This is a genomic window from Mesorhizobium sp. M0060, assembly GCF_040323155.1.
In the GTDB taxonomy this organism is placed as follows: domain Bacteria; phylum Pseudomonadota; class Alphaproteobacteria; order Rhizobiales; family Rhizobiaceae; genus Mesorhizobium.
Window position 1 is genome coordinate 29,299 of sequence record NZ_JAMYUP010000001.1, and the last position, 20,222, is coordinate 49,520.

Genomic DNA, 20,222 nt, shown 5'->3' on the forward strand with positions numbered 1-20,222 from the left:
CACTAAATTCCACTTTGCCACTGCCGAATGGACTCGAACGGATGCAGCAGCATGATCACGTTGAGTGTCAGATTGTCCCGGATGAGATAGCCGACACCGAATTCGAAGATGAGGGCGAGGATTACGATCACCCATATAGGGAGCCTTCGCGCCATGACAAACCCCAGCACCATGGCCAGCGTGTCCGACACCGAATTGATAATGCTGTCGCCATAATAGTCGAGCGAGATCGTGCCGGCGCGGTAGCGGTCGATGATGAAAGGGCTGTTCTCGAGCAGCTCCCAGCCGCCCTCGATGACGACCGCAAAGGCCAGCCTGAGCCCGATCGGCGAGCGCGGGAAAAGGAACCATGCCAGCGCATAGAACAGGAAGCCGTGAATGATGTGCGAGAAGCTGTACCAGTCGGAAATATGCTGGGAATTCTCCGAACTCTGCACGATGCCATGCCACAGCTTGACATAACCGCAGGTGCAAATCGGCGTCCGCCCCATGCCGTAAAGGGCCCCGGCCTGGAAGATGACCAGGCCGAGAACCAGCAGAAGCCCCATTCGCCAACTGTCTTCATAGGCCGAGACGGTTTTGTCGCTGGATACGCTCATGCTGCTATTGCCCCTCTTCTGCGTCGCCCACTTCGGCATCACCCTGTTCGGCGTCACCCTCGTGGGCATCAATCGCCATCAGCACGGCATCGCCATATTCCGACTTCCTGCGATCGATAGCCCTGAAACCGGCCTTTTCATAGGCACGGATAGCCCGTGCATTGGCAGGGTCCGGGTCGATGATGACGCGCGGCGCACCTTCCTCGAAAAGCTGCTCGACGAACTGCCGGACGATCGTCGAGCCGTGACCGATCCCGACAAGCTCCGGCACGCCGATCGACAAATCGATGCCGAGCGTGCCGAACGGCTGGTCGCTATAGGGATGGCCGTCCTCAAGATGCGGATCGTAACTCTGCAGATAGCCGATGGGTTTGCCGTCGAGCTCGACAATAAGCGGCTCGACCGAAATGCTGTCGATATGCCCGCGGATCTCTGCAATCTCGGTCCCTGGATCGTCCCACCACTCGGCGACATGCGGCTCGGCAAGCCAGCCGGCGATCATCGGCAGGTCCTTCTCGGTCACCGGCCGAAAATCATAGCGGAGACTCCGCTCAGGCGGCATCGAGCGTTTCGACGACGAAGCTGTTGTTGGTGTAAACGCAAATGTCGGACGCGATCTGCATCGCCTTGCGGGCGATCCCCTCGGCGTCCTTGTCGGTATCCATCAGGGCGCGTGCTGCGGCCAACGCGTAATTGCCGCCCGAGCCGATCGCCATGACGCCAAATTCGGGTTCCAGCACGTCGCCGGTGCCGGTCAGCGCCAGCGAGACCGACTTGTCGGCAACCAGCATCATTGCTTCCAGTCGGCGCAGATAGCGGTCGGTGCGCCAGTCCTTGGCGAGCTCGACGCAAGCGCGCGTCAGCTGGTCGGGATATTGTTCGAGCTTGGCTTCGAGCCGCTCCAGCAGCGTGAAGGCATCGGCGGTGGCGCCGGCGAAACCGGCGATGACGTTGCCGCCCTTGCCGATGCGGCGCACCTTCTTGGCGTTGCCCTTCATGATGGTCTGGCCGAGGCTGACCTGGCCGTCGCCGGCGATCACCACTTTGCCGCCCTTGCGCACGGTCAGGATGGTCGTGGCATGCATGGTCAGTTCATTCGACATTTTCTGCTCCGATCAGCACCGATCCCATCAAGGCGATTGGCGCGTTACGAGTGACTTGATCGGCCATATGTATGCATAGGCCGGATGATTGCAAACCGGCCATCCGCAGGGTCTGATATCGCTCCGCAGCGGTAACTGGCAATCGCCGGGTCATGCTGCTAGAAGGCTTTCGTTTTCAGGCATGTGAACGCCTGAACCGTGCAAACCTGAGACAAGGATGAGGTCATGGCGCCCCGTTCCGCCGAGATAAGCCGCAAGACCAAGGAAACCGATATCTCCGTGTCGGTTCAGGTCGACGGCTCGGGCAAATCCGACATTTCGACGGGCGTCGGCTTCTTCGACCATATGCTGGACCAGTTGTCGCGCCATTCGCTGATCGACATGACGGTGAAGGCCAAGGGCGACCTGCACATAGACGACCACCACACGGTCGAGGATACTGGCATCGCGCTCGGCCAGGCGCTGGCCAAGGCGCTGGGCGAGCGGCGCGGCATCATGCGCTATGGTTCGATCGATCTCGCCATGGACGAGACGCTGACGCGGGCGGCGATCGACGTCTCCGGCCGCCCTTTTCTGGTCTGGAATGTTTCGTTCTCGTCGCCGAAGATCGGCACCTTCGACACCGAGCTGGTGCGCGAATTCTTCCACGCACTGGCGCAGAATGCCGGAATCACGCTGCATATCACCAATCATTATGGTGCCAACAACCACCATATCGCCGAGACCTGCTTCAAGGCCGTGGCGCGTGCGCTGCGTTTGGCGCTTGAGCGCGACCCGCGCCAGCCGGACGCGGTTCCCTCCACCAAGGGATCCTTGAAAGGGTAGCGCCATGGCCATCTATGTCGTGATGGAGCCGCCGGGCCGCAACGGAAGAGCGGACGCTACCTTTGTCCGCGACGGTTTTGCCTGGCTCGGCTTGCTGGTGCCGCCGCTCTGGCTGGCTTGGCATCGGCTGTGGGTCGAGGCGGCATTGGCCTTTGTCGCCATGGGCCTGCTTTCGATGCTTGGCGAAAGGCTGGGCCTAGAAACCGCCGGCTCGCTTTTGTCGCTGCTTGTCTCGCTCTATGTCGGGCTGGAAGGACAGGGCCTGCGGATTGCAGCCCTTCGCCGCCGCGGCTGGCATGAGTGGGGCGTCGTCGAGGCCGACAGGCTCGACGATGCCGACATCCGCTATGCATTGGAAGCCGATGCGGATTCGAATGCACAGGCCCCTGCGCAGCGCATCGTCCCGGACGCAGCACTTGCCCGGCCGGCGCAGATGGGTATGGCGCTGGGATTGACCCATATTCCGGGAAAGCCCTGAGATGCGGGTCGCGATCATCGATTACGGGTCGGGCAATCTGCGCTCGGCCACCAAGGCCTTCGAGCGCGCCGCGCATGAAGCCGGCATCGCCGCCGCGATCGAGCTCACCGCCGATGCCGAGCGGGTCAGGACCGCCGACCGCATCGTCCTGCCGGGCGTCGGCGCCTATGCCGATTGCGCCGCTGGACTGCATGCGGTTGCCGGCATGTGGGAGGCAGTGGAGGAGGTGGCGATCGCCAAGGCGCGGCCGTTCCTCGGTATCTGCGTCGGCATGCAGCTGATGTCGGAGCGAGGATTGGAAAAGACCGTTACAAAGGGCTTTGGCTGGATCGCCGGCGACGTCAAGGAGATCACGCCGGCCGATCCGGCGCTGAAGATCCCGCAGATCGGCTGGAACACGCTCGATCTCAGGCGCAAGCACCCATTGTTTTCCGGCATTGCGACGGGCGGGAAGGGACTGCACGCCTATTTCGTCCACTCCTACCATCTCGATGCGCAGAAGGAGGATGAGGTGCTGGCGGTTGCCGACTATGGTGGCCCGGTGACGGCCGCTGTCGCGCGCGGCAATCTCGCCGGAACGCAATTCCACCCCGAGAAGAGCCAGGCACTCGGTCTCGCTTTGATCACCAACTTCCTGCAATGGAGGCCCTGAATCATGAGCAAGAAGGGCTATTGGATGGCGATGGTCGACGTCCGCGATCCCGAGATCTACAAGCAGTATATCGAGGCCAACGCCGCGGCTTTCGCGAAATACGGCGCGAAATTCCCGGTGCGAGCCGGGCGGCATACCAGCCCGGAAGGGCCGACAGGCAATCGCCATGTGCTGGTGGAATTCGAATCCTACGAGAAGGCGATGGAATGCTACGGCTCGCCTGAATACCAGGAGGCCTTGAAGTACAGGCTCGCCGGCTCGACCGGCCACTTTGTCATCGTCGAAGGCGCCTGAAGGTGATCCTGTTTCCGGCGATAGACCTCAAGGACGGCAAATGCGTGCGCCTCAAGCATGGCGACATGGCGACTGCGACGATCTACAATGACGATCCCGCCGCTCAGGCGCGCGCCTTCGAAGAGCAGGGCTTCGAATGGCTGCACGTGGTCGACCTCAACGGCGCCTTCAAGGGCCAGAGCGTCAACAGCGCAGCTGTCGGCGCCATTCTCAAGGCGACCAGCAACCCGGTGCAGCTCGGCGGCGGCATCCGCACCCTGGCGCAGATCGAGGACTGGCTCGACCGCGGGCTGGCCCGTATCATCCTCGGCACAGTGGCCGTGCGCGATCCGGATCTGGTCAGGCAGGCCTGCAAGGCATTCCCGGGCAAGATCGCCGTCGGCATCGACGCCAAGGGCGGCAAGGTCGCAGTCGAAGGCTGGGCCGAGGCCTCGAGCCTCGGCGTCGTCGAACTGGCGAAGAAATTCGAAGGCGCCGGCGTCGCCGCCATCATCTACACCGACATCGATCGCGACGGGGTGCTGACCGGCATCAACTGGGACGCCACCATCGATCTCACTGAGGCGGTTTCGATTCCGGTCATCGCCTCGGGCGGGCTTGCCTCGATCGCCGACATCGTGCGCATGACCATGCCCGATGCGCGGAAGCTCGAAGGCGCGATCTCGGGCCGCGCGCTCTACGACGGCCGCATCGACCCGGCCGAGGCGCTGGCAATCCTGCGCGGCAAGCCGATGGCAGGGGCGTGATCATGAAAGTCTCGATTATCCTCGCCCCCTATGACAGCGGGCACCATCATGAAGGGTGCGGCCAGGGGCCGGACGCCATCATCGCCGGTGGGCTCGTCGAAGCCCTGACCATGGCTCGCCACGACGTCGCCGTCGAAGATATCGGCAAGGTGGGAGACGAGCAGGGGCGCGAAATCGCAACCGGCTTCGCCGTCTGCAACGCCGTCGCGGCCAAGGTCGGCCTCGCCGGCGACGGAGGACGCTTCCCCATTGTCCTTGCTGGAAATTGCCTGACCGCCGCCGGTGCGGTGGCCGGTGAAGCGGCTGATACGATCATCTGGATCGATCAGCATGGCGATCTCAACACGCCGGAGACGTCCGCCTACGGCTTTCTCGACGGCATGGCGCTGGCGGCGACACTCGGGCTCTGCTGGCGTCCGATGACAGCAGCGATTCCGGGATTCCGGCCGATAGACCCGGTGCGCTGCATGCTGGTCGATGCCCGCGACCTCGATCCCGACGAAAAGCGCCTGCTGGAACCTTTGCCGATCGTGCGCACCGAATGTGCCGGTGCACTCGATATAGTCGGAAAGCTCACAGCGGCAGGGGCTGCCCGGGCACATTTGCATCTGGACCTGGACGTCCTCGATCCGGATGTGCTGCAGGTGAACCGCTACATGCATCCAGGCGGTCCGAGCCCGGAACAGCTGCGGCAACTTGCCTGCGGGCTGGCCAGGTCCATCCCGATCGTCGGCGTGACGCTCTCGGCCTACGACCCTGCCTTTGATTCCCAGGCCGAGATTCCGCCCGTCATCGGCCAACTGCTTGTCGATTTTCTTGCGGCGATCGAGAGAATCTGATGCTGAAAGCCCGCGTCATCCCCTGTCTCGACGTCAAGAACGGTCGCGTCGTCAAGGGCGTCAATTTCGTCGACCTGGTCGATGCCGGTGATCCCGTCGAAGCGGCAAAGGCCTATGACGCGGCCGGCGCCGACGAGCTCTGCTTTCTCGACATCACCGCCTCGTCGGAAAACCGCGAGACCATCTTCGATGTCATCGCCCGGACGGCCGAACAATGTTTCATGCCGCTGACCGTCGGCGGTGGCGTCCGTCAGGTCGCCGACATCAGGAAGCTGCTTCTCGCCGGCGCCGACAAGGTGTCGATCAACACCGCGGCGGTGAAGACCCCTAATTTTGTCGCCGAAGCAGCCGACAAATTCGGCAACCAGTGCATCGTCGTCGCTATCGATGCCAAGAAAGTGTCCGCTGCGGGCGAGGCTGATCGCTGGGAGATCTTCACCCATGGCGGCCGCGAGAAGACCGGCATCGATGCCGTCGAGTTCGCTCGGCGGATCGTCGATCTCGGCGCCGGCGAGATCCTGTTGACGTCGATGGACCGCGACGGCACCAAGGCCGGCTACGACATAGCGCTTACCCGCGCGGTCGCCGACGCCGTACGCGTGCCCGTCATCGCTTCCGGTGGCGTCGGCACGCTCGATCACATGGTCGAAGGCATTCGCGACGGCCATGCAGGCGCGGTGCTGGCAGCCTCGATCTTCCATTTCGGCACCTACAGCATCGCCGAAGCCAAGATGCATATGGCTCGAGCCGGACTGCCGATGCGGCTGGACTCGCCGGGTAATCGGTCCTAGAGCCTTTCCGGCTAAGAAGAGGCTGTAAACGGCGTCATGACTGAGTTCTCGCTCTCCGATCTGGAGAAGATCATTGGCGAACGCGCACGTTCCGGCGATCCGGATTCGTGGACGGCCAAGCTCTTTCAGCGCGGCATAGGCAAGGCGGCGCAGAAACTCGGCGAAGAGGCGGTCGAAACGGTGATCGCAGCCGTCAGCGCCGACCGGGACGCGCTTGTTTCGGAGAGCGCCGATCTCATCTATCATTGGCTTGTCGTTCTCGGCATAGCGGGCATTCCGCTGAGCGATGTGCTCAAGGAGCTCGAACACCGCACCGGTCGTTCGGGCGTCGCCGAAAAGGCGTCTCGGCTGGACCGGGGCTGATCGCTGCGGAGGAACTCGATGGACCAGCTCGCTCCTACCGAGAAGTATTCACCCTATCGGTTCTTCTCGGCCGAGCAATGGTCGCGGTTCCGCGCCGATACGCCGATGACGCTCACCGAAGACGAGATCCATCGTCTGCGGTCGCTGAATGATCCGGTCGATCTCCATGAGGTCGAGCGCATCTACCTTTCGATGTCACGGCTGTTGTCGGCTCATGTCGAAGCCAGTCAACTCCTGTTCAGGCAGCGCCAGGCCTTCTTCAACGCGCTGGACGTGGCCAAGACACCGTTCATCATCGGTGTTGCCGGTTCCGTCGCCGTCGGCAAATCCACCACGGCGCGCGTCCTAAAGGAGCTGCTGGCGCGCTGGCCGTCGAGCCCCAAGGTCGACCTGGTCACCACCGACGGTTTCCTGTTGCCGAACGAGGTCCTGCGCCGCAACAACCTGATGGAGCGCAAGGGCTTTCCCGACAGCTACGATGTCGGCGCGCTGCTGCGCTTCCTGTCCGGCATCAAATCGGCGCAGCGCAACGTCCGCGCGCCGGTCTATTCGCACCTGACCTATGACGTTATCCCGGGCGAGTTCCAGACCATCGACCGGCCGGACATCCTGATCTTCGAAGGCATCAATGTCCTGCAGCCGGGCAACTTGCCCAAGGACGGCAAGATCGTGCCTTTTCTATCGGATTTCTTTGACTTCGCCATCTATATCGATGCGGAAGAAGAGCTGATCCATCACTGGTATATTGCCCGCTTCATGCGGCTGCGCGAAACCGCCTTCCGCGACCCGGCCTCCTTCTTCCACCGCTATTCGCAACTTTCCGAGGATGCGGCCCGCGCCATCGCCGAGGGCCTGTGGGCCAACATCAATCTGAAGAATCTGCGCGAGAATATATTGCCGACGCGCGCCCGAGCCGATCTCATCCTGCGCAAGGGCGCCAACCATCTGGTCGAGGAAGTGGCGCTCCGAAAACTGTGAAATCCCGAGGCATTCCTTAAAGTCATCTTAACCCAGTCTTCCTATTGTCGGGCCTGATCTGCGGGCTCGGCAAACAATGAATGCGCCATTCCTTAATATTGATCGGCCGGCATCTGGCCGCGTCGCACGTCCGGGCAGCGGGACCGCCACGATTGCTCTGATCGTACCGGTCCACAATGAGGAAGGCGCGATTGCTCCATTTCTGAAGGCCGTGTGCGAAAGCACCGCTCCGCTGAAGAATAAAGGCGTTGCCCTCGAGTTCATCTTCGTCAACGACGGCAGCAGCGATAGAACACTCGAAAAGCTGATCGAAGCCCAAGAGGCCGATCCACGCATCCGCGTAATCGACCTTTCACGCAATTTCGGCAAGGAAGCCGCGATGACCGCCGGCCTCGACAGCTGCGATGCCGATGCAGCGATCCCCATGGATGTCGATATGCAGGATCCGCCGCATGTCATTCCGCTGCTTGTGGAAAAGTGGCGCGAGGGTTTCGAGGTCGTTCTCGCCAAGCGAGCCAATCGGTCGAGCGACAGTTTTCTCAAGCAGCGCTCCGCCTCGATGTTCTACCGCGTTCACAACTGGATCGCGCAGCAGAAGATCCCACACGATGTCGGCGACTTCCGGCTGATCGACCGTCAGGTCATCGAAGCGCTGCGCTCCTTGCCCGAACGCCGTCGTTTCATGAAGGGCTTGTTCGCCTGGGTCGGGTTTCGCACTGCAACGGTCGAATACGTCCGCGATCAGCGCATCGCCGGCCAGTCGAAATTCTCCGGCTGGAAGCTGTGGAACTTCGCGCTGGAAGGCATCACCAGCTTCTCCACCGCTCCGCTTGAAATCTGGACCTATGTCGGCGCGATGATTTCCGTGCTGTCGTTCCTCTACGGCCTGCTGATTATCGCCAAGACAATGATCTTTGGCGTTGATGTGCCCGGCTACGCTTCGCTGCTGGTCAGTGTTCTTTTCCTTGGCGGCATCCAGTTGCTCGGTATCGGCATCATCGGACAGTACCTCGGCAGGGTCTACGCCGAGATCAAGCAGCGTCCGATCTACATCGTGCGCCGCAAATATGAGGGAATGGACTGATGGAGCTCGACGCCTACCGGCAGATGGCCGCCACGGAAGACGAGCATTGGTGGTTCTGCGGGCGGCGTGCCATCGCCGAGGCGGTCATTCGCAGCATCGGCCTGCCCGAAAAGGCGCGCATCGTCGAGATCGGCGCCGGCACCGGCGGCAACATCCGGATGCTCGAGCAGTTCGGCGCCGTGACGGCGGTCGAGATGAGCGATCTCGCGCGCCGGATCGCCCGGGAAAAGACCGGCCGCGACTTCCTTGCCGGACACCTGCCGGACAACATTCCTGTCGCGCCGCAAAGCTGCGACCTCGTCTGCCTGTTCGACGTGCTGGAACATGTCGCCGAAGACGAGGCTTCGCTGGCCGCGATCCGCCAAATGCTGAAACCAGGCGGCAGCGTCGTCCTTACGGTGCCCGCACACCAGTGGTTGTGGAGCACGCATGACGTGGGGTTGCATCATATGCGGCGCTATTCACGCAGCCTGCTGCGTGAACGAATTGAGAAGGCTGGCTTCACCATCGACCGGCTGAGCTATACAAATGCCGCGCTCTTTCCTGTAGCGGCACTGGCACGACTGCTAGACAGGTTGCGTACGCCAACCTTGCCAGCCGGCCATGCAACGCCGCCGAAACCGCTGAATGCGGCGATGAAGGCTGTGTTTTCGGCTGAGGGCCGCATCATACCAAACGCAAGTCTGCCCTTCGGTGTTTCGCTGCTGGCGGTGTTCCGCAGCAAGGGCGCCGTCGAAACCGGTCGCCTCGACGAGAAATTGGCAGCTTGACCGCGTAATGGGCACTGGCTCGTATCGTCGACTATCGCGCTTCGCGCTGATTGGCATTGCATCGACGCTGATCTATGCCGTTTGCGCTTTCTTGCTGTCCGCGCTTCCGGGTCCCGTCCTGCCGGCTGCACTGGCTTCGGTTGCCGCCTACATCATCGCTGCGATCTTTTCCTATCTCGGCCACAAATATGTGACTTTTGTATCGCCGGGGACGCATGCGTTTGAGGCACCCCGGTTTTTCCTCCTGACTGCGCTGGGCATTGGTTTTTCCTGGTTGTTGCCCCTGGTCTTGGTCGATTGCCTTGGCACGCGACCAGTGTTGCCGATCGCCATCATCTGTGTCGCCGTGCCGGCAATCAATTACTTCATCCTCGATCGATGGGTGTTTGCCCCGGGTCCAAAGATGCCGGCAGCATCATGAGCGTCTCGGATGACGTCGGCGCCTGGAGTCGGTGGCGCAGCCAGGATTTGGCAGAATCGCTGGTTTCCAGCCGCAGTGTTTTTGCCTTCGCTGCAATCACGGTCCTCTCAATCGCTTGGCAGATGCGCTGGGGAACCATTCCGGATACGAGTTGGCTGACCACTGTCTGCGAGCGTATGCTCTCCGGTGAGCGGCTTTACTCGCAAATCCACGAGACCAACCCGCCATTCAGTGTATGGCTCTATATGCCGCCGGTGGCTGCGGCCAGGATGCTGGGGGTTGCTCCCGAAATCCTGGTTCAGGCTTGGACATACCTGGCCGCATTGATCGGGCTTTTATTCTCCGGCGCCATCATCAAACGCGCCGGGTTCACGGAAACGCCCTTGCTGTTTGCGCTGGGCCCGGCCTTCTACGCGATGCTGGTCATCTTCCCGGGCAACGTCTTCAGTGAGCGCGAGCACATCGGCATCGCGCTGTTCATGCCGCTGCTGGCGCTGCATGCCTGGCGGGCGCGAAAAGAGGCAAGCACGCAACCAAGCTCAGGTCTCGCCGGGCTGGCCGGCCTTTCTGGCGGGGCGCTCCTGCTGATCAAGCCTTATTATGCGATCATGGTGCTGGCGCCGGCGCTGCTCGTTGCAGCGCATCGGCGCAGCCTAAGACCGGTGTTCGCCCTGGAACACTGGGTGATCGGCGGCGTTTGCATCGCCTACCTGGCAGCGGTCACCCTGATCTATCCGGAATTCCTGCGCGACGTCTATCCGCAGCTGGCGGACGTTTATGCTCAAGAGCGCATCTTTCTGCCGATTGTGGCGTGCTACGGTATAACCTGCTGGTGTCTCCCGTTGCTGATCTGGTGGTTGTGGCCGACTGGGCGTTTTCCAGAACTGGCGGCTGTAGCGCTAGCAGCGTCGATTGCCGGCTTGTTCCCGCTGTTCTACCAGGCCAAAGGCTGGACCTATCACGCCTATCCCACGATTTTTTACGCCATAGCGACCATTCTTTGCCTTTGCCGAGAAGCGAGCGGCAACCGGTATGGCTGCTCTCTCGTATCGGGGTTCCTCCGCGGGCCTTGGTGCTGGTGGGGGTTGCGGCCGCTTTCTTGCCGTACTCGACCGTCGAGCAAACGGACTACGTGTTGGCTGATGCCATTCGCGCCGCAACCGATCGACCAACCGTTGCATTGATCAGCCCGGATCTTTCCGCCGGACATCCGCTGAGCCGCATGGTCGACGGGCAGTTCGTTTCGACGCATGTCAGCGATTGGCTCGGAGCGTATTCGCTCGATCTGTCGCGGCGGGCGGCTCTCTCCGGCGATGCCAGCGAGGCGGCGCGTTACCAAGCCATCATGGTGCGCTATGCCGAAAGCAAACGTGAAGAATTTGAGCGACTGCGACCCGATGTCATCATCTTCCAGGATGACGGCCCTTGGACACGCCAGTTGATCGAGCGTTTTGGCTTCGACGCCATTCTGGCCCGCTACCGCGTGCTCGCCGAAGACAAGCGCCTACGCATCTACCTGCGTAACGATTATGTTCGCCCCAGCCCCTAGCCCGTCCGATTCCATCGGCTTTACATCGCTTTAGTCACCCGCCTCAGCGTCAGATTAATCCGGCCGCCGTTCTTGAGCAACGCCGAGGTCGACGGGTAGATGCGGTCGACGCCGTGAAAGCAGAGCCGCCCTTCGCCGCCAAGCACGACGACGTCGCCGCTCTTCAGCCTGAACGATTTGGTGGCGCCGTCGCGCGTGGTCTGGCCGACCCGGAACAGGCAATCGTCGCCGAGTGAGACCGAGACGACAGGTGCGGAGAGATCGATCTCGTCACGGTCCTGGTGAAGACCCATCTTGGCGTCCTGCGAATAGAAATTGATCAGGCAGGCCTGCGGCGGGTGCGCATGGCCAGACACGTCTCGCCACAGTTCGAGCAGTACCTCCGGGATCGGCGGCCAAGGTCTCCCGGTCACCGGGTGGGTCGGCTGGTAGCGATAGCCTTGCTCCTTGTCGGTGACCCAGCCCAGCGGGCCGCAATTGGTCATGCGCACGCTCATCTCCTTGCCGGTGCGCGGCATTGCCGGCACGAACAGCGGGGCTTCCTGCACGACTTTCCTGACATCTTCCACCAGCGCTTCCTGCGAGGCACGCGACAGGTAGCCGGGCATATGGCGGACGCCTTTGGGCAGCACGAGCATCAGCTTGATCGTTTCATTGGGTCTTTTGAGAAAATGATGCCACCAGCTCATGAAGACGGCGACCCGAAATCCGCCTCCGACAGTGGCTGCGAACCTTACACCGGCGATCTGGAATCCGAAGCCGCTTCGGCAGCGCCGCGGCCGTCAATCATCCTCGACCCGGCCGCGCAGCTTCTTGATCGAGCCGCGCCCGGCTTTGCCCTTTAGCCGTCTTTCGACCGCGCCCTTGGATGGCCTGGTCTTCTTGCGTGGCGGTGGCGGTGGTTCGGCGGCCTTGGCGACCAGTGCCGTCAGCCGCGCGCGGGCGTCGGCCCGGTTCTGCTCCTGCGTGCGGAAGCGTCCGGCTTCGATGACAACGACGCCGTCCTTGGTGGCGCGCTGGCCGGCGAGCTTGATGGTCCGATCGCGCACGCGCTCCGACAGGCCCGGTGCATTGGCGGCATCGAAGCGCAATTGCACCGCCGTCGCCACCTTGTTGACGTTCTGGCCGCCCGGGCCGGACGAACGGATGAAGTCCTCGTGCAGGTCGCCCGGATTAATCACCGCATCGTCGGTAATGATGATCTTGTCGTCGGCGTTCATGCCGCAGTCATGGCGCGGCAGGCGAAAAAAGAAAAGGCCCGATCGAAACCGGGCCTTGAAGCGTCGCCATGTGGCGGGGGCTATTCCGCTGCGACCTGCATGCGTGGTGCAGAGCCGAGTACGGTGGCGTCGACATGGGCTTCGAACTTTTCGAAATTGTCGACGAACATACCGACCAGCCTTGCCGCTTGCCGGTCATAGGCGGGCTTGTCGATCCAGGTCGATCTCGGGTCGAGAATGGCGCGGTCGACGCCGGCAACCGTCACCGGTACGTCAAACCCGAAATTGGCGTCGGTCCTGAAGTCGGCCGCTTTCAGCGAGCCGTCGAGCGCTGCCGCAAGCAGCGCCCGCGTTGCCTTGATCGGCATCCGTTTGCCGGTGCCGTAGGCGCCGCCGGTCCAGCCGGTGTTGACCAGCCAGCAATCGACACCGTGGCATGCGATAAGCTCGCGCAGCAGATTGCCGTATTCCGATGGATGCCGCGGCATGAACGGTGCGCCGAAGCAGGTCGAAAATGTCGCTTCGGGTTCGGTAACGCCCTTCTCGGTCCCCGCCACCTTGGCGGTATAGCCGGAGAGGAAATGGTACATGGCCTGCGCCGGGGTCAGCCGCGCGATCGGCGGCATCACGCCGAATGCGTCGGCGGTCAGCATGATGATGTTCTTCGGGTGGTTGGCGCGCCCCGTCTTGCTGGCGTTTGGAATGAAGTCGAGCGGGTAGGCGCAGCGCGTGTTTTCGGTCAGCCCGCCATCGTCGAAATCCGGCACACGGCCGGCGTCGAGCGCTACATTTTCCAGCACCGTGCCGAAGCGCTGGGTGGTGGCGAAGATCTCCGGCTCGGCTTCGGCGGAAAGCTTGATCGTCTTGGCATAGCAGCCGCCTTCGAAATTGAAGATGCCATGCGGTCCCCAGCCATGCTCGTCATCACCGATCAGCGTCCGCGACGGGTCGGCCGACAACGTCGTCTTGCCGGTCCCGGAAAGGCCGAAGAAAACGGCCGCGTCGCCGGCCGGCCCTTCATTGGCCGAGCAATGCATCGGCATCACGCCTTTTGCCGGCAGCAGATAGTTAAGCACGGTGAACACCGACTTCTTCATTTCGCCGGCATAGGAGGTGCCCCCGATCAACACGATCATGCGCGAAAGATCGACGGCAATCACCGTTTCGCCGCGCGTGCCGTGGCGGGCGGGATCGGCGCGGAACGACGGCAGGTCGATGATCGTCAAATCGGGCACGAAATGCTCGAGTTCGGCGGCTGCCGGCCGGATGAGCAGATTGCGGATGAACAAGGAGTGCCAGGCAAGCTCCGTGATCACCCTGGTCGGCAGCTTCAGTTCCTCGTCGGCACCGCCGACCAGGTCCTGTACATAAAGGTCCTTTTCGGCTGCATGGAGGCGAAAATCTCCAAGCAGCGCATCGAACTGGACCGGCGAAATCGCCTTGTTGTTGTCCCACCACACATGCGGTGCGGTGCTTTCGTCGCGCACCACGAATTTGTCCCTGGGCGAGCGGCCGGTGTGCTGCCCGGTTTCGGCGGCAAGCGCGCCATGGGCGGTGAGTCGGGCCTCGCCGCGGCGGATTGCCTCCTCGTACAGCGCAGCCGCGCCGAAATTATAGCGCACCACGCCCGTGGTTCTCAGGCCGATCCGATCGATTGCGCATGCAGGATTGCGTTTGCCGGCTTCCGACATGGGTGTCCCTTCTTCGATTTACCGCGTCTTTACCGGCGAATTTCCGGAACCCCAATTGCAGGAGCTAAAAACGTCAAAATCAGAAAAGGCGAATGATATCAAATCATTAATCGATTTAAATATTTTGAAAGTTGTTTAAATCGTTTATATGTGCGAAAACATTGGTGGTTGCCCAAAGGATTGGCGATGTTCATTCGTCCAATCCATATCGAGGTACAATTGTGGCCGCCGGCATGCCGCGCGTGACAGCGGATAGAGTCTATGCCACATTTTGTACCTAATTTGTCCTGCAAAAGCCCCTTCTCGACGAAAGAAGGGACAGCTCATGAGGGAGCCGCTTGAAATGGCAACAATCGCGCTTGTCGACGACGATCGCAACATTCTGACTTCGGTTTCGATCGCCCTCGAATCCGAGGGTTATCGGGTCGAAACCTACACGGATGGGGCGTCGGCGCTGGAGGGGCTGGCGGCGCGCCCGCCGAACCTCGCCATCCTCGACATCAAGATGCCGCGCATGGACGGCATGGAGCTGCTGCGCCGGATGCGTCAGAAATCCGACCTGCCGGTGATCTTCCTGACCTCCAAGGACGACGAGATCGATGAACTGTTCGGCCTCAAGATGGGCGCCGACGACTTCATCCGCAAACCCTTCTCGCAGCGTCTTCTGGTCGAACGCGTCCGCGCCGTGCTGCGCCGCGCCAGCACCCGCGAGGCGGCTGCCAAGGCGCCCAACCAGCAGGCTCGATCGCTTGAGCGCGGCCAGCTTGTCATGGACCAGGAGCGCCACACCTGCACCTGGAAGGGCGAGCCGGTGACGCTTACTGTCACCGAGTTCCTCATCCTGCATTCGCTGGCCCAGCGTCCGGGCGTCGTAAAAAGCCGTGATGCGCTGATGGATTCGGCTTATGATGAGCAGGTCTATGTCGATGACCGCACCATCGACAGTCACATCAAGCGGCTGCGCAAAAAGTTCAAGGCCGTCGATGATGACTTCGAAATGATCGAAACCCTTTACGGAGTCGGATATCGGTTCCGCGAAGCTTGAGTCGAGCGGGAGCTGCTATTCGATGGCAGTGGAAGTAGAGCGAGTGAGACGGTCGGGCGCCGCCAGGCGCCCGCCGCGGATTCTGCCCGCCTTCGTGTCGAAAATCACGGTGCCGATGCGCCGATTTCTCGGCCATCACATCTTTTCCAGCCTGACGCGGCGCATCCTCTTTCTCAACCTTGCCGGCCTTGCTGTCCTGGTCACCGGCATTCTCTATCTCAACACCTTTCGTGACGGGCTGATCGACGCCCGTGTCGAAAGCCTGATGACCCAGGGCGAGATCATCGCCGGGGCGATCGCGGCATCGGCGACGGTCGAGACCGATTCGATCAGCATCGATCCGGAGAAGCTGCTCGAGTTGCAGGCCGGCGAAAGCCTCGGCCCGGGCTCCGATCAGCTCGACAACCTCGATTTCCCGATCAATCCGGAGCGCGTGGCGCCGGTGCTCAGGCGGTTGATCTCGCCGACGCGGACGCGCGCCCGCATTTACGACCGCGACGCCAACCTGCTGCTCGATTCCCGCCATCTCTATTCGCGCGGCCAGATCCTTCGCTACGACCTGCCGCCGGTCGAAGAGGAAAAGCCCGACCTTCTGGAGCGCATCCAGAAATTCGTCTTCGATTTCTTCCGCAACAAGCAGCTGCCCGTCTATCGCGAGCAGCCGGGTGGCAACGGCGCCGCGTTTCCGGAAGTGGTCAAGGCGCTTACCGGCGGTCCGTCGACTATCGTGCGGATCTCGGAGCAGGGCGAGCAGATCGTTTCTGTGGCGGTGCCGATCCAGCGCTTCCGTGCCGTTCTCGGCGTGCTGATGCTGTCGACCGAAGGCGGCGACATCGACAAGATCGTCGCGGCCGAGCGCAAGGCGATCCTGCGCGTGTTTGGCATCGCCGCCCTGGTTACCGCCATCCTGTCGATGCTGCTGGCCTCCACCATCGCCAATCCGCTGCGCCGGCTTTCCGCGGCAGCCGTCAGGGTTCGCCGCGGTGTCAAGAACCGCGAGGAAATCCCCGACTTCTCCGATCGACAGGACGAGATCGGCAATCTGTCGATCGCCGTGCGCGACATGACCAATGCGCTCTACGCCCGCATCGAGGCGATCGAAAGTTTTGCCGCGGATGTCTCGCACGAGTTGAAGAACCCGCTCACCTCGCTGCGCAGCGCGGTGGAGACATTGCCGCTGGCCAAGAACGACAATTCGCGCAGCCGGCTGATGGACATCATCCAGCACGATGTGAGGCGGCTGGACCGCTTAATCACCGATATTTCCGATGCCTCCCGTCTTGATGCCGAACTCGCGCGGGAAGACGCGGGAACCGTCGACCTGAAGAAGTTCATCACCGATCTGGTCGCCGTCTCGCGCGAGGCGACGCGCAACAAGAAGGCGGTCGAGATCGAATTCAAGGTCGCCAAACTGCCGCAGGGCGTGAAAGGCTACTTCGTCGTCGGCCATGATCTGAGGATCGGCCAGGTGATCACCAATTTGATCGAGAACGCCCGCTCGTTCGTTCCCGAAGAACGTGGCCACATCACCATATCGCTGGCGCGCGCCGGCAAGTTCAACATCGTCACCGTCGACGACAACGGCCCCGGCATCCGGGCCGACAACATAGATCGCATTTTCGAGCGGTTCTATACCGACCGGCCGGCCGGTGAGGCGTTCGGCCAGAACTCGGGCCTTGGCCTGTCGATCAGCCGGCAGATCGTCGAAGCGCATGGCGGCACGCTGAGCGCCGAGAACATCCCGGGCACCAAGCCCGGCGAGATCAAGGGCGCGCGCTTCGTGGTGACGCTGCCGGCCGAAGGCTGACACATGAATTCCAATCACGCCTGGTTCAATTGTGCAGCCTGAAAACATTCACGGCACCGCGATCCTGATAGGTGATCGCGGCATTCTCATCACCGGACCGTCCGGTTTAGGCAAGACTACGCTGGCGCTCACCTTGATCGATCATTGTAGACAGCGCGGGCTGTTTTCCCGGCTGATCAGCGATGACCAGCTCTATGCCGCCGATCGCCAGGGGCGGCTGGTCTGCCGCGCGCCTGCCAGCATCGCCGGCCTCGTCGAAGTGCCGGGATTTGGCCCAAAACCGATACCGTTTGAGCCAAGCTGCGTGATCGACCTCGTTATCCGACTGGTGCCGGCCGGCAAGATGGTCCGCTTCCAGGAAGATTTGACAGAGATCATAGCTGGCGTTCCAGTGCCGCGCATCGATCTTGCCGGGCGCAACGTCGCGGCGGCCCTGCCGGCAGTGATGTCGCGCCTGTCGATTGCGCCTTTCCTGTGATCCAATCTCGATTTTTTGCTGCAATGCGTCAAATTGGCTTGGGCCGGCGCAATTTTGGGCTTGTCAACGGGCCTTGCGTCGACAAGATAGCGCTCCCGCCACCTGGGATGGTCGGCGAGCATAAAATGCGCCTGTGAAGCGGCGATGACGGGAGCCACCAAAGAATGATCGGACTCGTGCTTGTAACGCACGGTCAACTGGCCGCCGAGTTCCGCCATGCCGTGGAACACGTCGTTGGGCCACAAGACAATTTCGAGACCGTGGCGATCGGTGCCGACGACGATATGGAACAGCGCCGCCGCGACATTATCGACGCGGTCGGCCGGGTCGATACGGGATCAGGCGTCATCGTTTTGACCGACATGTTCGGTGGCACGCCCTCCAACCTCGCCATTTCGGTGATGGAATCCGGCCGCATCGAGGTCATTGCCGGCATGAACCTGCCGATGCTGATCAAGCTGTCCAGCGTTCGCAAAGGCGACAACATGACGGCCGCGCTGGATGAGGCACAGGCTGCCGGCCGCAAATACATCAATGTCGCCAGTCAGCTCCTGAGCAGCAAATGAGCGCACTGTTGCCGGAAAAGGACAAGATCGTTCGCGACTTTCCGATTGTTAATCAGCGCGGCCTGCATGCGCGCGCCTCGGCCAAGTTCGTTCAAATTGCCAGCGGCTTCAATGCCACGGTCCAGGTCGAGAAGGACGGCGTCAAGGTCGGCGGCACCTCGATCATGGGCCTGATGATGCTGGCGGCGAGCCCCGGCTATTCGATCCGCGTCACCGCCAGCGGCCCGGAGGCCGAAGAGGTCATCGAGGCGCTGGAGCAATTGGTTGCTTCCCGTTTCGGCGAGGAAAGCTGACGGCGCCCTCTCGCGCCGGGTCGTCGCCGAAGACATGCACGGATAAAGATTTCTTTATATCCCATTGTCGTCCAACTCTCGATCTGCTAGTCAGGCCGGCAACTCGCGCCTTTCGACACGCCTTTCGGGGCGGGCGCGTCCCGCAAACAATTCTTGATCGGAGCACTGCCATGACGGGTAGCAAGGACTATGTGGTCGCAGACATCGCGCTTGCCGGCTGGGGCCGCAAGGAGATCGAGATCGCCGAAACCGAAATGCCGGGCCTGATGGCCTGCCGCGAGGAATTCGGCGACAAGAAGCCGCTCAAGGGAGCGCGCATCACCGGCTCGCTGCATATGACCATCCAGACGGCGGTGCTGATCGAAACGCTTAAGGCGCTCGGCGCCGATATCCGCTGGGCTTCCTGCAACATCTTCTCGACCCAGGACCACGCCGCCGCGGCCATTGCCGAGGCCGGCATTCCGGTGTTTGCCGTCAAGGGCGAGACGCTCGAGGACTATTGGGTCTACACCGACAAGATCTTCCAGTGGGCCGATGGCGGCACCTCCAACATGATCCTCGACGACGGTGGCGATGCCACCATGTACATCCTGATCGGCGCCCGCGCCGAGGCCGGCGAGGATGTGCTGTCCAATCCGGGCAGCGAAGAGGAAGAGATCCTGTTTGCCCAGATCAAGAAGCGCATGCAGGCATCGCCCGGCTTCTTCACCAAGCAGAAGGAAGCGATCCGCGGCGTCACCGAAGAAACGACGACCGGCGTCAACCGGCTCTACCAACTGCAGAAGAAGGGCCTGCTGCCGTTTCCGGCGATCAACGTCAATGATTCCGTGACCAAGTCGAAATTCGACAACAAATATGGCTGCAAGGAATCGCTTGTCGACGGCATTCGCCGCGGCACCGACACGATGATGGCCGGCAAGGTCGCCGTCGTCTGCGGCTATGGCGATGTCGGCAAGGGTTCGTCGGCTTCGCTCAAGGGCGCCGGCGCCCGCGTCAAGGTCACCGAGGTCGATCCGATCTGCGCGCTGCAGGCGGCGATGGACGGTTTCGAGGTGGTCACGCTCGAAGACGCGGCACCGACGGCCGACATCGTCATCACCACCACCGGCAACAAGGACGTCGTTACCCTCGACCACATGCGCCTGATGAAGGATATGGTAATCGTCGGCAACATCGGTCACTTCGACAACGAGATCCAGGTGGCGTCGCTGCGCAACCTGAAGTGGACCAACATCAAGCCTCAGGTCGATATGATCACCTTCCCGGACGGCAAGCGGATGATCCTTTTGTCGGAAGGCCGTCTCCTCAACCTCGGCAACGCCACCGGCCACCCGAGCTTCGTCATGTCGGCGTCCTTCACCAACCAGGTGTTGGCCCAGATCGAGCTGTACACCAAGCCCGGCCAGTACCAGAACCAGGTCTACGTCCTGCCGAAGCATCTCGACGAAAAGGTCGCGCGCCTGCATCTCGACAAGCTCGGTGCCCGCCTGACCGAACTGTCCGGCGAACAGGCCGCCTATATCGGCGTCACCCCACAGGGACCGTTCAAGCCGGAACACTACCGCTATTAACCACGGCGGCGCTTGCCACTAGATATTGAAGCCGGGCGATTGACTTTTCGCCCGGCTTT

Annotated in this window: 26 protein-coding genes; 20 read left to right on the top strand and 6 right to left on the bottom strand. The window is 61.9% G+C overall.

Annotated features, from left to right (window positions below; all coding sequences use genetic code 11):
• Window positions 1–2 precede the first annotated feature (2 nt).
• Genes NKJ94_RS00140 through hslV form a run of 3 tightly spaced genes read right to left on the bottom strand, consistent with a single transcriptional unit; the run spans window position 3 to window position 1,702 of the window.
• Window positions 3–599 (bottom strand): DUF2585 domain-containing protein, encoded by a 597-nt coding sequence (locus NKJ94_RS00140; protein ID WP_352522384.1) that lies wholly within the window; start codon window positions 597–599, stop codon window positions 3–5.
• Window positions 600–603: 4 nt separating this feature from the next.
• Window positions 604–1,161 (bottom strand): GNAT family N-acetyltransferase, encoded by a 558-nt coding sequence (locus NKJ94_RS00145; RefSeq protein ID WP_352522385.1) that lies wholly within the window; start codon window positions 1,159–1,161, stop codon window positions 604–606.
• Window positions 1,151–1,702, bottom strand: a complete 552-nt coding sequence (hslV, locus tag NKJ94_RS00150; RefSeq protein ID WP_352522386.1) for an ATP-dependent protease subunit HslV — start codon at window positions 1,700–1,702, stop codon at window positions 1,151–1,153. Before hslV ends, NKJ94_RS00145 begins: the two co-directional genes overlap by 11 nt.
• A 225-nt stretch (window positions 1,703–1,927) precedes the next feature.
• Between hslV and hisB the strand changes: the two genes are divergently transcribed.
• The 14 genes from hisB to NKJ94_RS00220 all read left to right on the top strand — a co-directional run bounded on the left by hisB (window position 1,928) and on the right by NKJ94_RS00220 (window position 11,492).
• A complete protein-coding gene (gene hisB / locus NKJ94_RS00155; protein WP_352522387.1) occupies window positions 1,928–2,527 on the top strand; it encodes an imidazoleglycerol-phosphate dehydratase HisB in 600 nt (199 codons plus the stop codon).
• A 4-nt stretch (window positions 2,528–2,531) separates the two neighbouring features.
• On the top strand, window positions 2,532–3,005 hold the full coding sequence (locus NKJ94_RS00160) for a DUF2628 domain-containing protein (RefSeq protein ID WP_352522388.1): 474 nt from the start codon (window positions 2,532–2,534) through the stop codon (window positions 3,003–3,005).
• 1 nt (window position 3,006) lies between these two features.
• Window positions 3,007–3,657, top strand: coding sequence for an imidazole glycerol phosphate synthase subunit HisH (hisH, locus tag NKJ94_RS00165; RefSeq protein WP_352522389.1), 651 nt, complete (start codon window positions 3,007–3,009; stop codon window positions 3,655–3,657).
• A 3-nt stretch (window positions 3,658–3,660) separates the two neighbouring features.
• Window positions 3,661–3,951, top strand: a complete 291-nt coding sequence (locus NKJ94_RS00170; protein WP_352522390.1) for a DUF1330 domain-containing protein — start codon at window positions 3,661–3,663, stop codon at window positions 3,949–3,951.
• Window positions 3,952–3,953: 2 nt separating this feature from the next.
• Complete coding sequence (gene hisA / locus NKJ94_RS00175) at window positions 3,954–4,697, top strand: 1-(5-phosphoribosyl)-5-[(5-phosphoribosylamino)methylideneamino]imidazole-4-carboxamide isomerase (RefSeq protein WP_352522391.1); 744 nt, start codon at window positions 3,954–3,956, stop codon at window positions 4,695–4,697.
• A 2-nt stretch (window positions 4,698–4,699) separates the two neighbouring features.
• Window positions 4,700–5,536, top strand: coding sequence for an arginase family protein (locus NKJ94_RS00180; protein WP_352522392.1), 837 nt, complete (start codon window positions 4,700–4,702; stop codon window positions 5,534–5,536).
• Window positions 5,533–6,327 carry an imidazole glycerol phosphate synthase subunit HisF gene (gene hisF / locus NKJ94_RS00185; RefSeq protein ID WP_352522752.1) on the top strand — a complete coding sequence of 265 codons (795 nt, stop codon included), beginning with the start codon at window positions 5,533–5,535 and terminating at the stop codon, window positions 6,325–6,327. Before NKJ94_RS00180 ends, hisF begins: the two co-directional genes overlap by 4 nt.
• Before the next feature lie 36 nt (window positions 6,328–6,363).
• Complete coding sequence (locus tag NKJ94_RS00190) at window positions 6,364–6,690, top strand: phosphoribosyl-ATP diphosphatase (RefSeq protein WP_352522393.1); 327 nt, start codon at window positions 6,364–6,366, stop codon at window positions 6,688–6,690.
• A gap of 18 nt (window positions 6,691–6,708) precedes the next feature.
• On the top strand, window positions 6,709–7,668 hold the full coding sequence (gene coaA, locus NKJ94_RS00195) for a type I pantothenate kinase (RefSeq protein ID WP_352522394.1): 960 nt from the start codon (window positions 6,709–6,711) through the stop codon (window positions 7,666–7,668).
• A gap of 76 nt (window positions 7,669–7,744) precedes the next feature.
• On the top strand, window positions 7,745–8,752 hold the full coding sequence (locus NKJ94_RS00200) for a glycosyltransferase family 2 protein (RefSeq protein WP_352522396.1): 1,008 nt from the start codon (window positions 7,745–7,747) through the stop codon (window positions 8,750–8,752).
• Window positions 8,752–9,522 (top strand): class I SAM-dependent methyltransferase, encoded by a 771-nt coding sequence (locus tag NKJ94_RS00205; protein ID WP_352522398.1) that lies wholly within the window; start codon window positions 8,752–8,754, stop codon window positions 9,520–9,522. The genes NKJ94_RS00200 and NKJ94_RS00205 overlap by 1 nt, the downstream gene beginning before the upstream one ends.
• Window positions 9,523–9,529: 7 nt before the next feature.
• On the top strand, window positions 9,530–9,943 hold the full coding sequence (locus NKJ94_RS00210; RefSeq protein WP_352522399.1) for a GtrA family protein: 414 nt from the start codon (window positions 9,530–9,532) through the stop codon (window positions 9,941–9,943).
• A complete protein-coding gene (locus NKJ94_RS00215) occupies window positions 9,940–11,127 on the top strand; it encodes a hypothetical protein (RefSeq protein ID WP_352522400.1) in 1,188 nt (395 codons plus the stop codon). The genes NKJ94_RS00210 and NKJ94_RS00215 overlap by 4 nt, the downstream gene beginning before the upstream one ends.
• On the top strand, window positions 11,079–11,492 hold the full coding sequence (locus tag NKJ94_RS00220) for a hypothetical protein (RefSeq protein WP_352522401.1): 414 nt from the start codon (window positions 11,079–11,081) through the stop codon (window positions 11,490–11,492). Before NKJ94_RS00215 ends, NKJ94_RS00220 begins: the two co-directional genes overlap by 49 nt.
• Window positions 11,493–11,512: 20 nt before the next feature.
• Here NKJ94_RS00220 and NKJ94_RS00225 read toward each other — a convergent pair whose 3' ends face one another.
• From NKJ94_RS00225 to NKJ94_RS00235, 3 genes are all read right to left on the bottom strand, one after another.
• Entirely contained in the window at window positions 11,513–12,130 is a 618-nt protein-coding gene (locus tag NKJ94_RS00225) for an alpha-ketoglutarate-dependent dioxygenase AlkB family protein (RefSeq protein WP_352522753.1), read from the bottom strand.
• 144 nt (window positions 12,131–12,274) lie between these two features.
• The gene (gene arfB, locus NKJ94_RS00230) at window positions 12,275–12,712 is read right to left on the bottom strand and encodes an alternative ribosome rescue aminoacyl-tRNA hydrolase ArfB (RefSeq protein ID WP_352522402.1); all 438 of its coding nucleotides are present in this window, start codon (window positions 12,710–12,712) and stop codon (window positions 12,275–12,277) included.
• Between the two features lie 80 nt (window positions 12,713–12,792).
• Entirely contained in the window at window positions 12,793–14,403 is a 1,611-nt protein-coding gene (locus NKJ94_RS00235; protein WP_352522404.1) for a phosphoenolpyruvate carboxykinase, read from the bottom strand.
• 343 nt (window positions 14,404–14,746) lie between these two features.
• On the opposite strand from NKJ94_RS00235, the gene NKJ94_RS00240 reads away from it, so the two are divergent.
• The 6 genes from NKJ94_RS00240 (at window position 14,747) to ahcY (ending at window position 20,163) form a co-directional block, all read left to right on the top strand.
• Entirely contained in the window at window positions 14,747–15,448 is a 702-nt protein-coding gene (locus NKJ94_RS00240) for a response regulator transcription factor (RefSeq protein ID WP_023677547.1), read from the top strand.
• A 22-nt stretch (window positions 15,449–15,470) separates the two neighbouring features.
• Window positions 15,471–17,255 (top strand): sensor histidine kinase, encoded by a 1,785-nt coding sequence (locus tag NKJ94_RS00245; protein ID WP_352522405.1) that lies wholly within the window; start codon window positions 15,471–15,473, stop codon window positions 17,253–17,255.
• 31 nt (window positions 17,256–17,286) lie between these two features.
• Window positions 17,287–17,733 (top strand): HPr kinase/phosphorylase, encoded by a 447-nt coding sequence (locus NKJ94_RS00250; RefSeq protein ID WP_352522406.1) that lies wholly within the window; start codon window positions 17,287–17,289, stop codon window positions 17,731–17,733.
• A gap of 164 nt (window positions 17,734–17,897) precedes the next feature.
• Window positions 17,898–18,299, top strand: coding sequence for a PTS sugar transporter subunit IIA (locus tag NKJ94_RS00255; RefSeq protein WP_352522407.1), 402 nt, complete (start codon window positions 17,898–17,900; stop codon window positions 18,297–18,299).
• Window positions 18,296–18,592 (top strand): HPr family phosphocarrier protein, encoded by a 297-nt coding sequence (locus NKJ94_RS00260; protein WP_352522408.1) that lies wholly within the window; start codon window positions 18,296–18,298, stop codon window positions 18,590–18,592. Before NKJ94_RS00255 ends, NKJ94_RS00260 begins: the two co-directional genes overlap by 4 nt.
• A gap of 170 nt (window positions 18,593–18,762) precedes the next feature.
• On the top strand, window positions 18,763–20,163 hold the full coding sequence (gene ahcY, locus NKJ94_RS00265; protein WP_352522409.1) for an adenosylhomocysteinase: 1,401 nt from the start codon (window positions 18,763–18,765) through the stop codon (window positions 20,161–20,163).
• The last annotated feature ends 59 nt before the right edge of the window (window positions 20,164–20,222 follow it).

Coding starts and splice junctions, on each gene's coding strand:
- NKJ94_RS00140 (WP_352522384.1), bottom strand. CDS start 599: ATGAGCGTATCCAGCGACAAAACCGTCTCGGCCTATGAAGACAGTTGG.
- NKJ94_RS00145 (WP_352522385.1), bottom strand. CDS start 1,161: ATGCCGCCTGAGCGGAGTCTCCGCTATGATTTTCGGCCGGTGACCGAG.
- hslV (WP_352522386.1), bottom strand. CDS start 1,702: ATGTCGAATGAACTGACCATGCATGCCACGACCATCCTGACCGTGCGC.
- hisB (WP_352522387.1), top strand. CDS start 1,928: ATGGCGCCCCGTTCCGCCGAGATAAGCCGCAAGACCAAGGAAACCGAT.
- NKJ94_RS00160 (WP_352522388.1), top strand. CDS start 2,532: ATGGCCATCTATGTCGTGATGGAGCCGCCGGGCCGCAACGGAAGAGCG.
- hisH (WP_352522389.1), top strand. CDS start 3,007: ATGCGGGTCGCGATCATCGATTACGGGTCGGGCAATCTGCGCTCGGCC.
- NKJ94_RS00170 (WP_352522390.1), top strand. CDS start 3,661: ATGAGCAAGAAGGGCTATTGGATGGCGATGGTCGACGTCCGCGATCCC.
- NKJ94_RS00180 (WP_352522392.1), top strand. CDS start 4,700: ATGAAAGTCTCGATTATCCTCGCCCCCTATGACAGCGGGCACCATCAT.
- NKJ94_RS00190 (WP_352522393.1), top strand. CDS start 6,364: ATGACTGAGTTCTCGCTCTCCGATCTGGAGAAGATCATTGGCGAACGC.
- coaA (WP_352522394.1), top strand. CDS start 6,709: ATGGACCAGCTCGCTCCTACCGAGAAGTATTCACCCTATCGGTTCTTC.
- NKJ94_RS00200 (WP_352522396.1), top strand. CDS start 7,745: ATGAATGCGCCATTCCTTAATATTGATCGGCCGGCATCTGGCCGCGTC.
- NKJ94_RS00205 (WP_352522398.1), top strand. CDS start 8,752: ATGGAGCTCGACGCCTACCGGCAGATGGCCGCCACGGAAGACGAGCAT.
- NKJ94_RS00210 (WP_352522399.1), top strand. CDS start 9,530: ATGGGCACTGGCTCGTATCGTCGACTATCGCGCTTCGCGCTGATTGGC.
- NKJ94_RS00215 (WP_352522400.1), top strand. CDS start 9,940: ATGAGCGTCTCGGATGACGTCGGCGCCTGGAGTCGGTGGCGCAGCCAG.
- NKJ94_RS00225 (WP_352522753.1), bottom strand. CDS start 12,130: ATGCTCGTGCTGCCCAAAGGCGTCCGCCATATGCCCGGCTACCTGTCG.
- arfB (WP_352522402.1), bottom strand. CDS start 12,712: ATGAACGCCGACGACAAGATCATCATTACCGACGATGCGGTGATTAAT.
- NKJ94_RS00235 (WP_352522404.1), bottom strand. CDS start 14,403: ATGTCGGAAGCCGGCAAACGCAATCCTGCATGCGCAATCGATCGGATC.
- NKJ94_RS00240 (WP_023677547.1), top strand. CDS start 14,747: ATGGCAACAATCGCGCTTGTCGACGACGATCGCAACATTCTGACTTCG.
- NKJ94_RS00245 (WP_352522405.1), top strand. CDS start 15,471: ATGGCAGTGGAAGTAGAGCGAGTGAGACGGTCGGGCGCCGCCAGGCGC.
- NKJ94_RS00255 (WP_352522407.1), top strand. CDS start 17,898: ATGATCGGACTCGTGCTTGTAACGCACGGTCAACTGGCCGCCGAGTTC.
- NKJ94_RS00260 (WP_352522408.1), top strand. CDS start 18,296: ATGAGCGCACTGTTGCCGGAAAAGGACAAGATCGTTCGCGACTTTCCG.
- ahcY (WP_352522409.1), top strand. CDS start 18,763: ATGACGGGTAGCAAGGACTATGTGGTCGCAGACATCGCGCTTGCCGGC.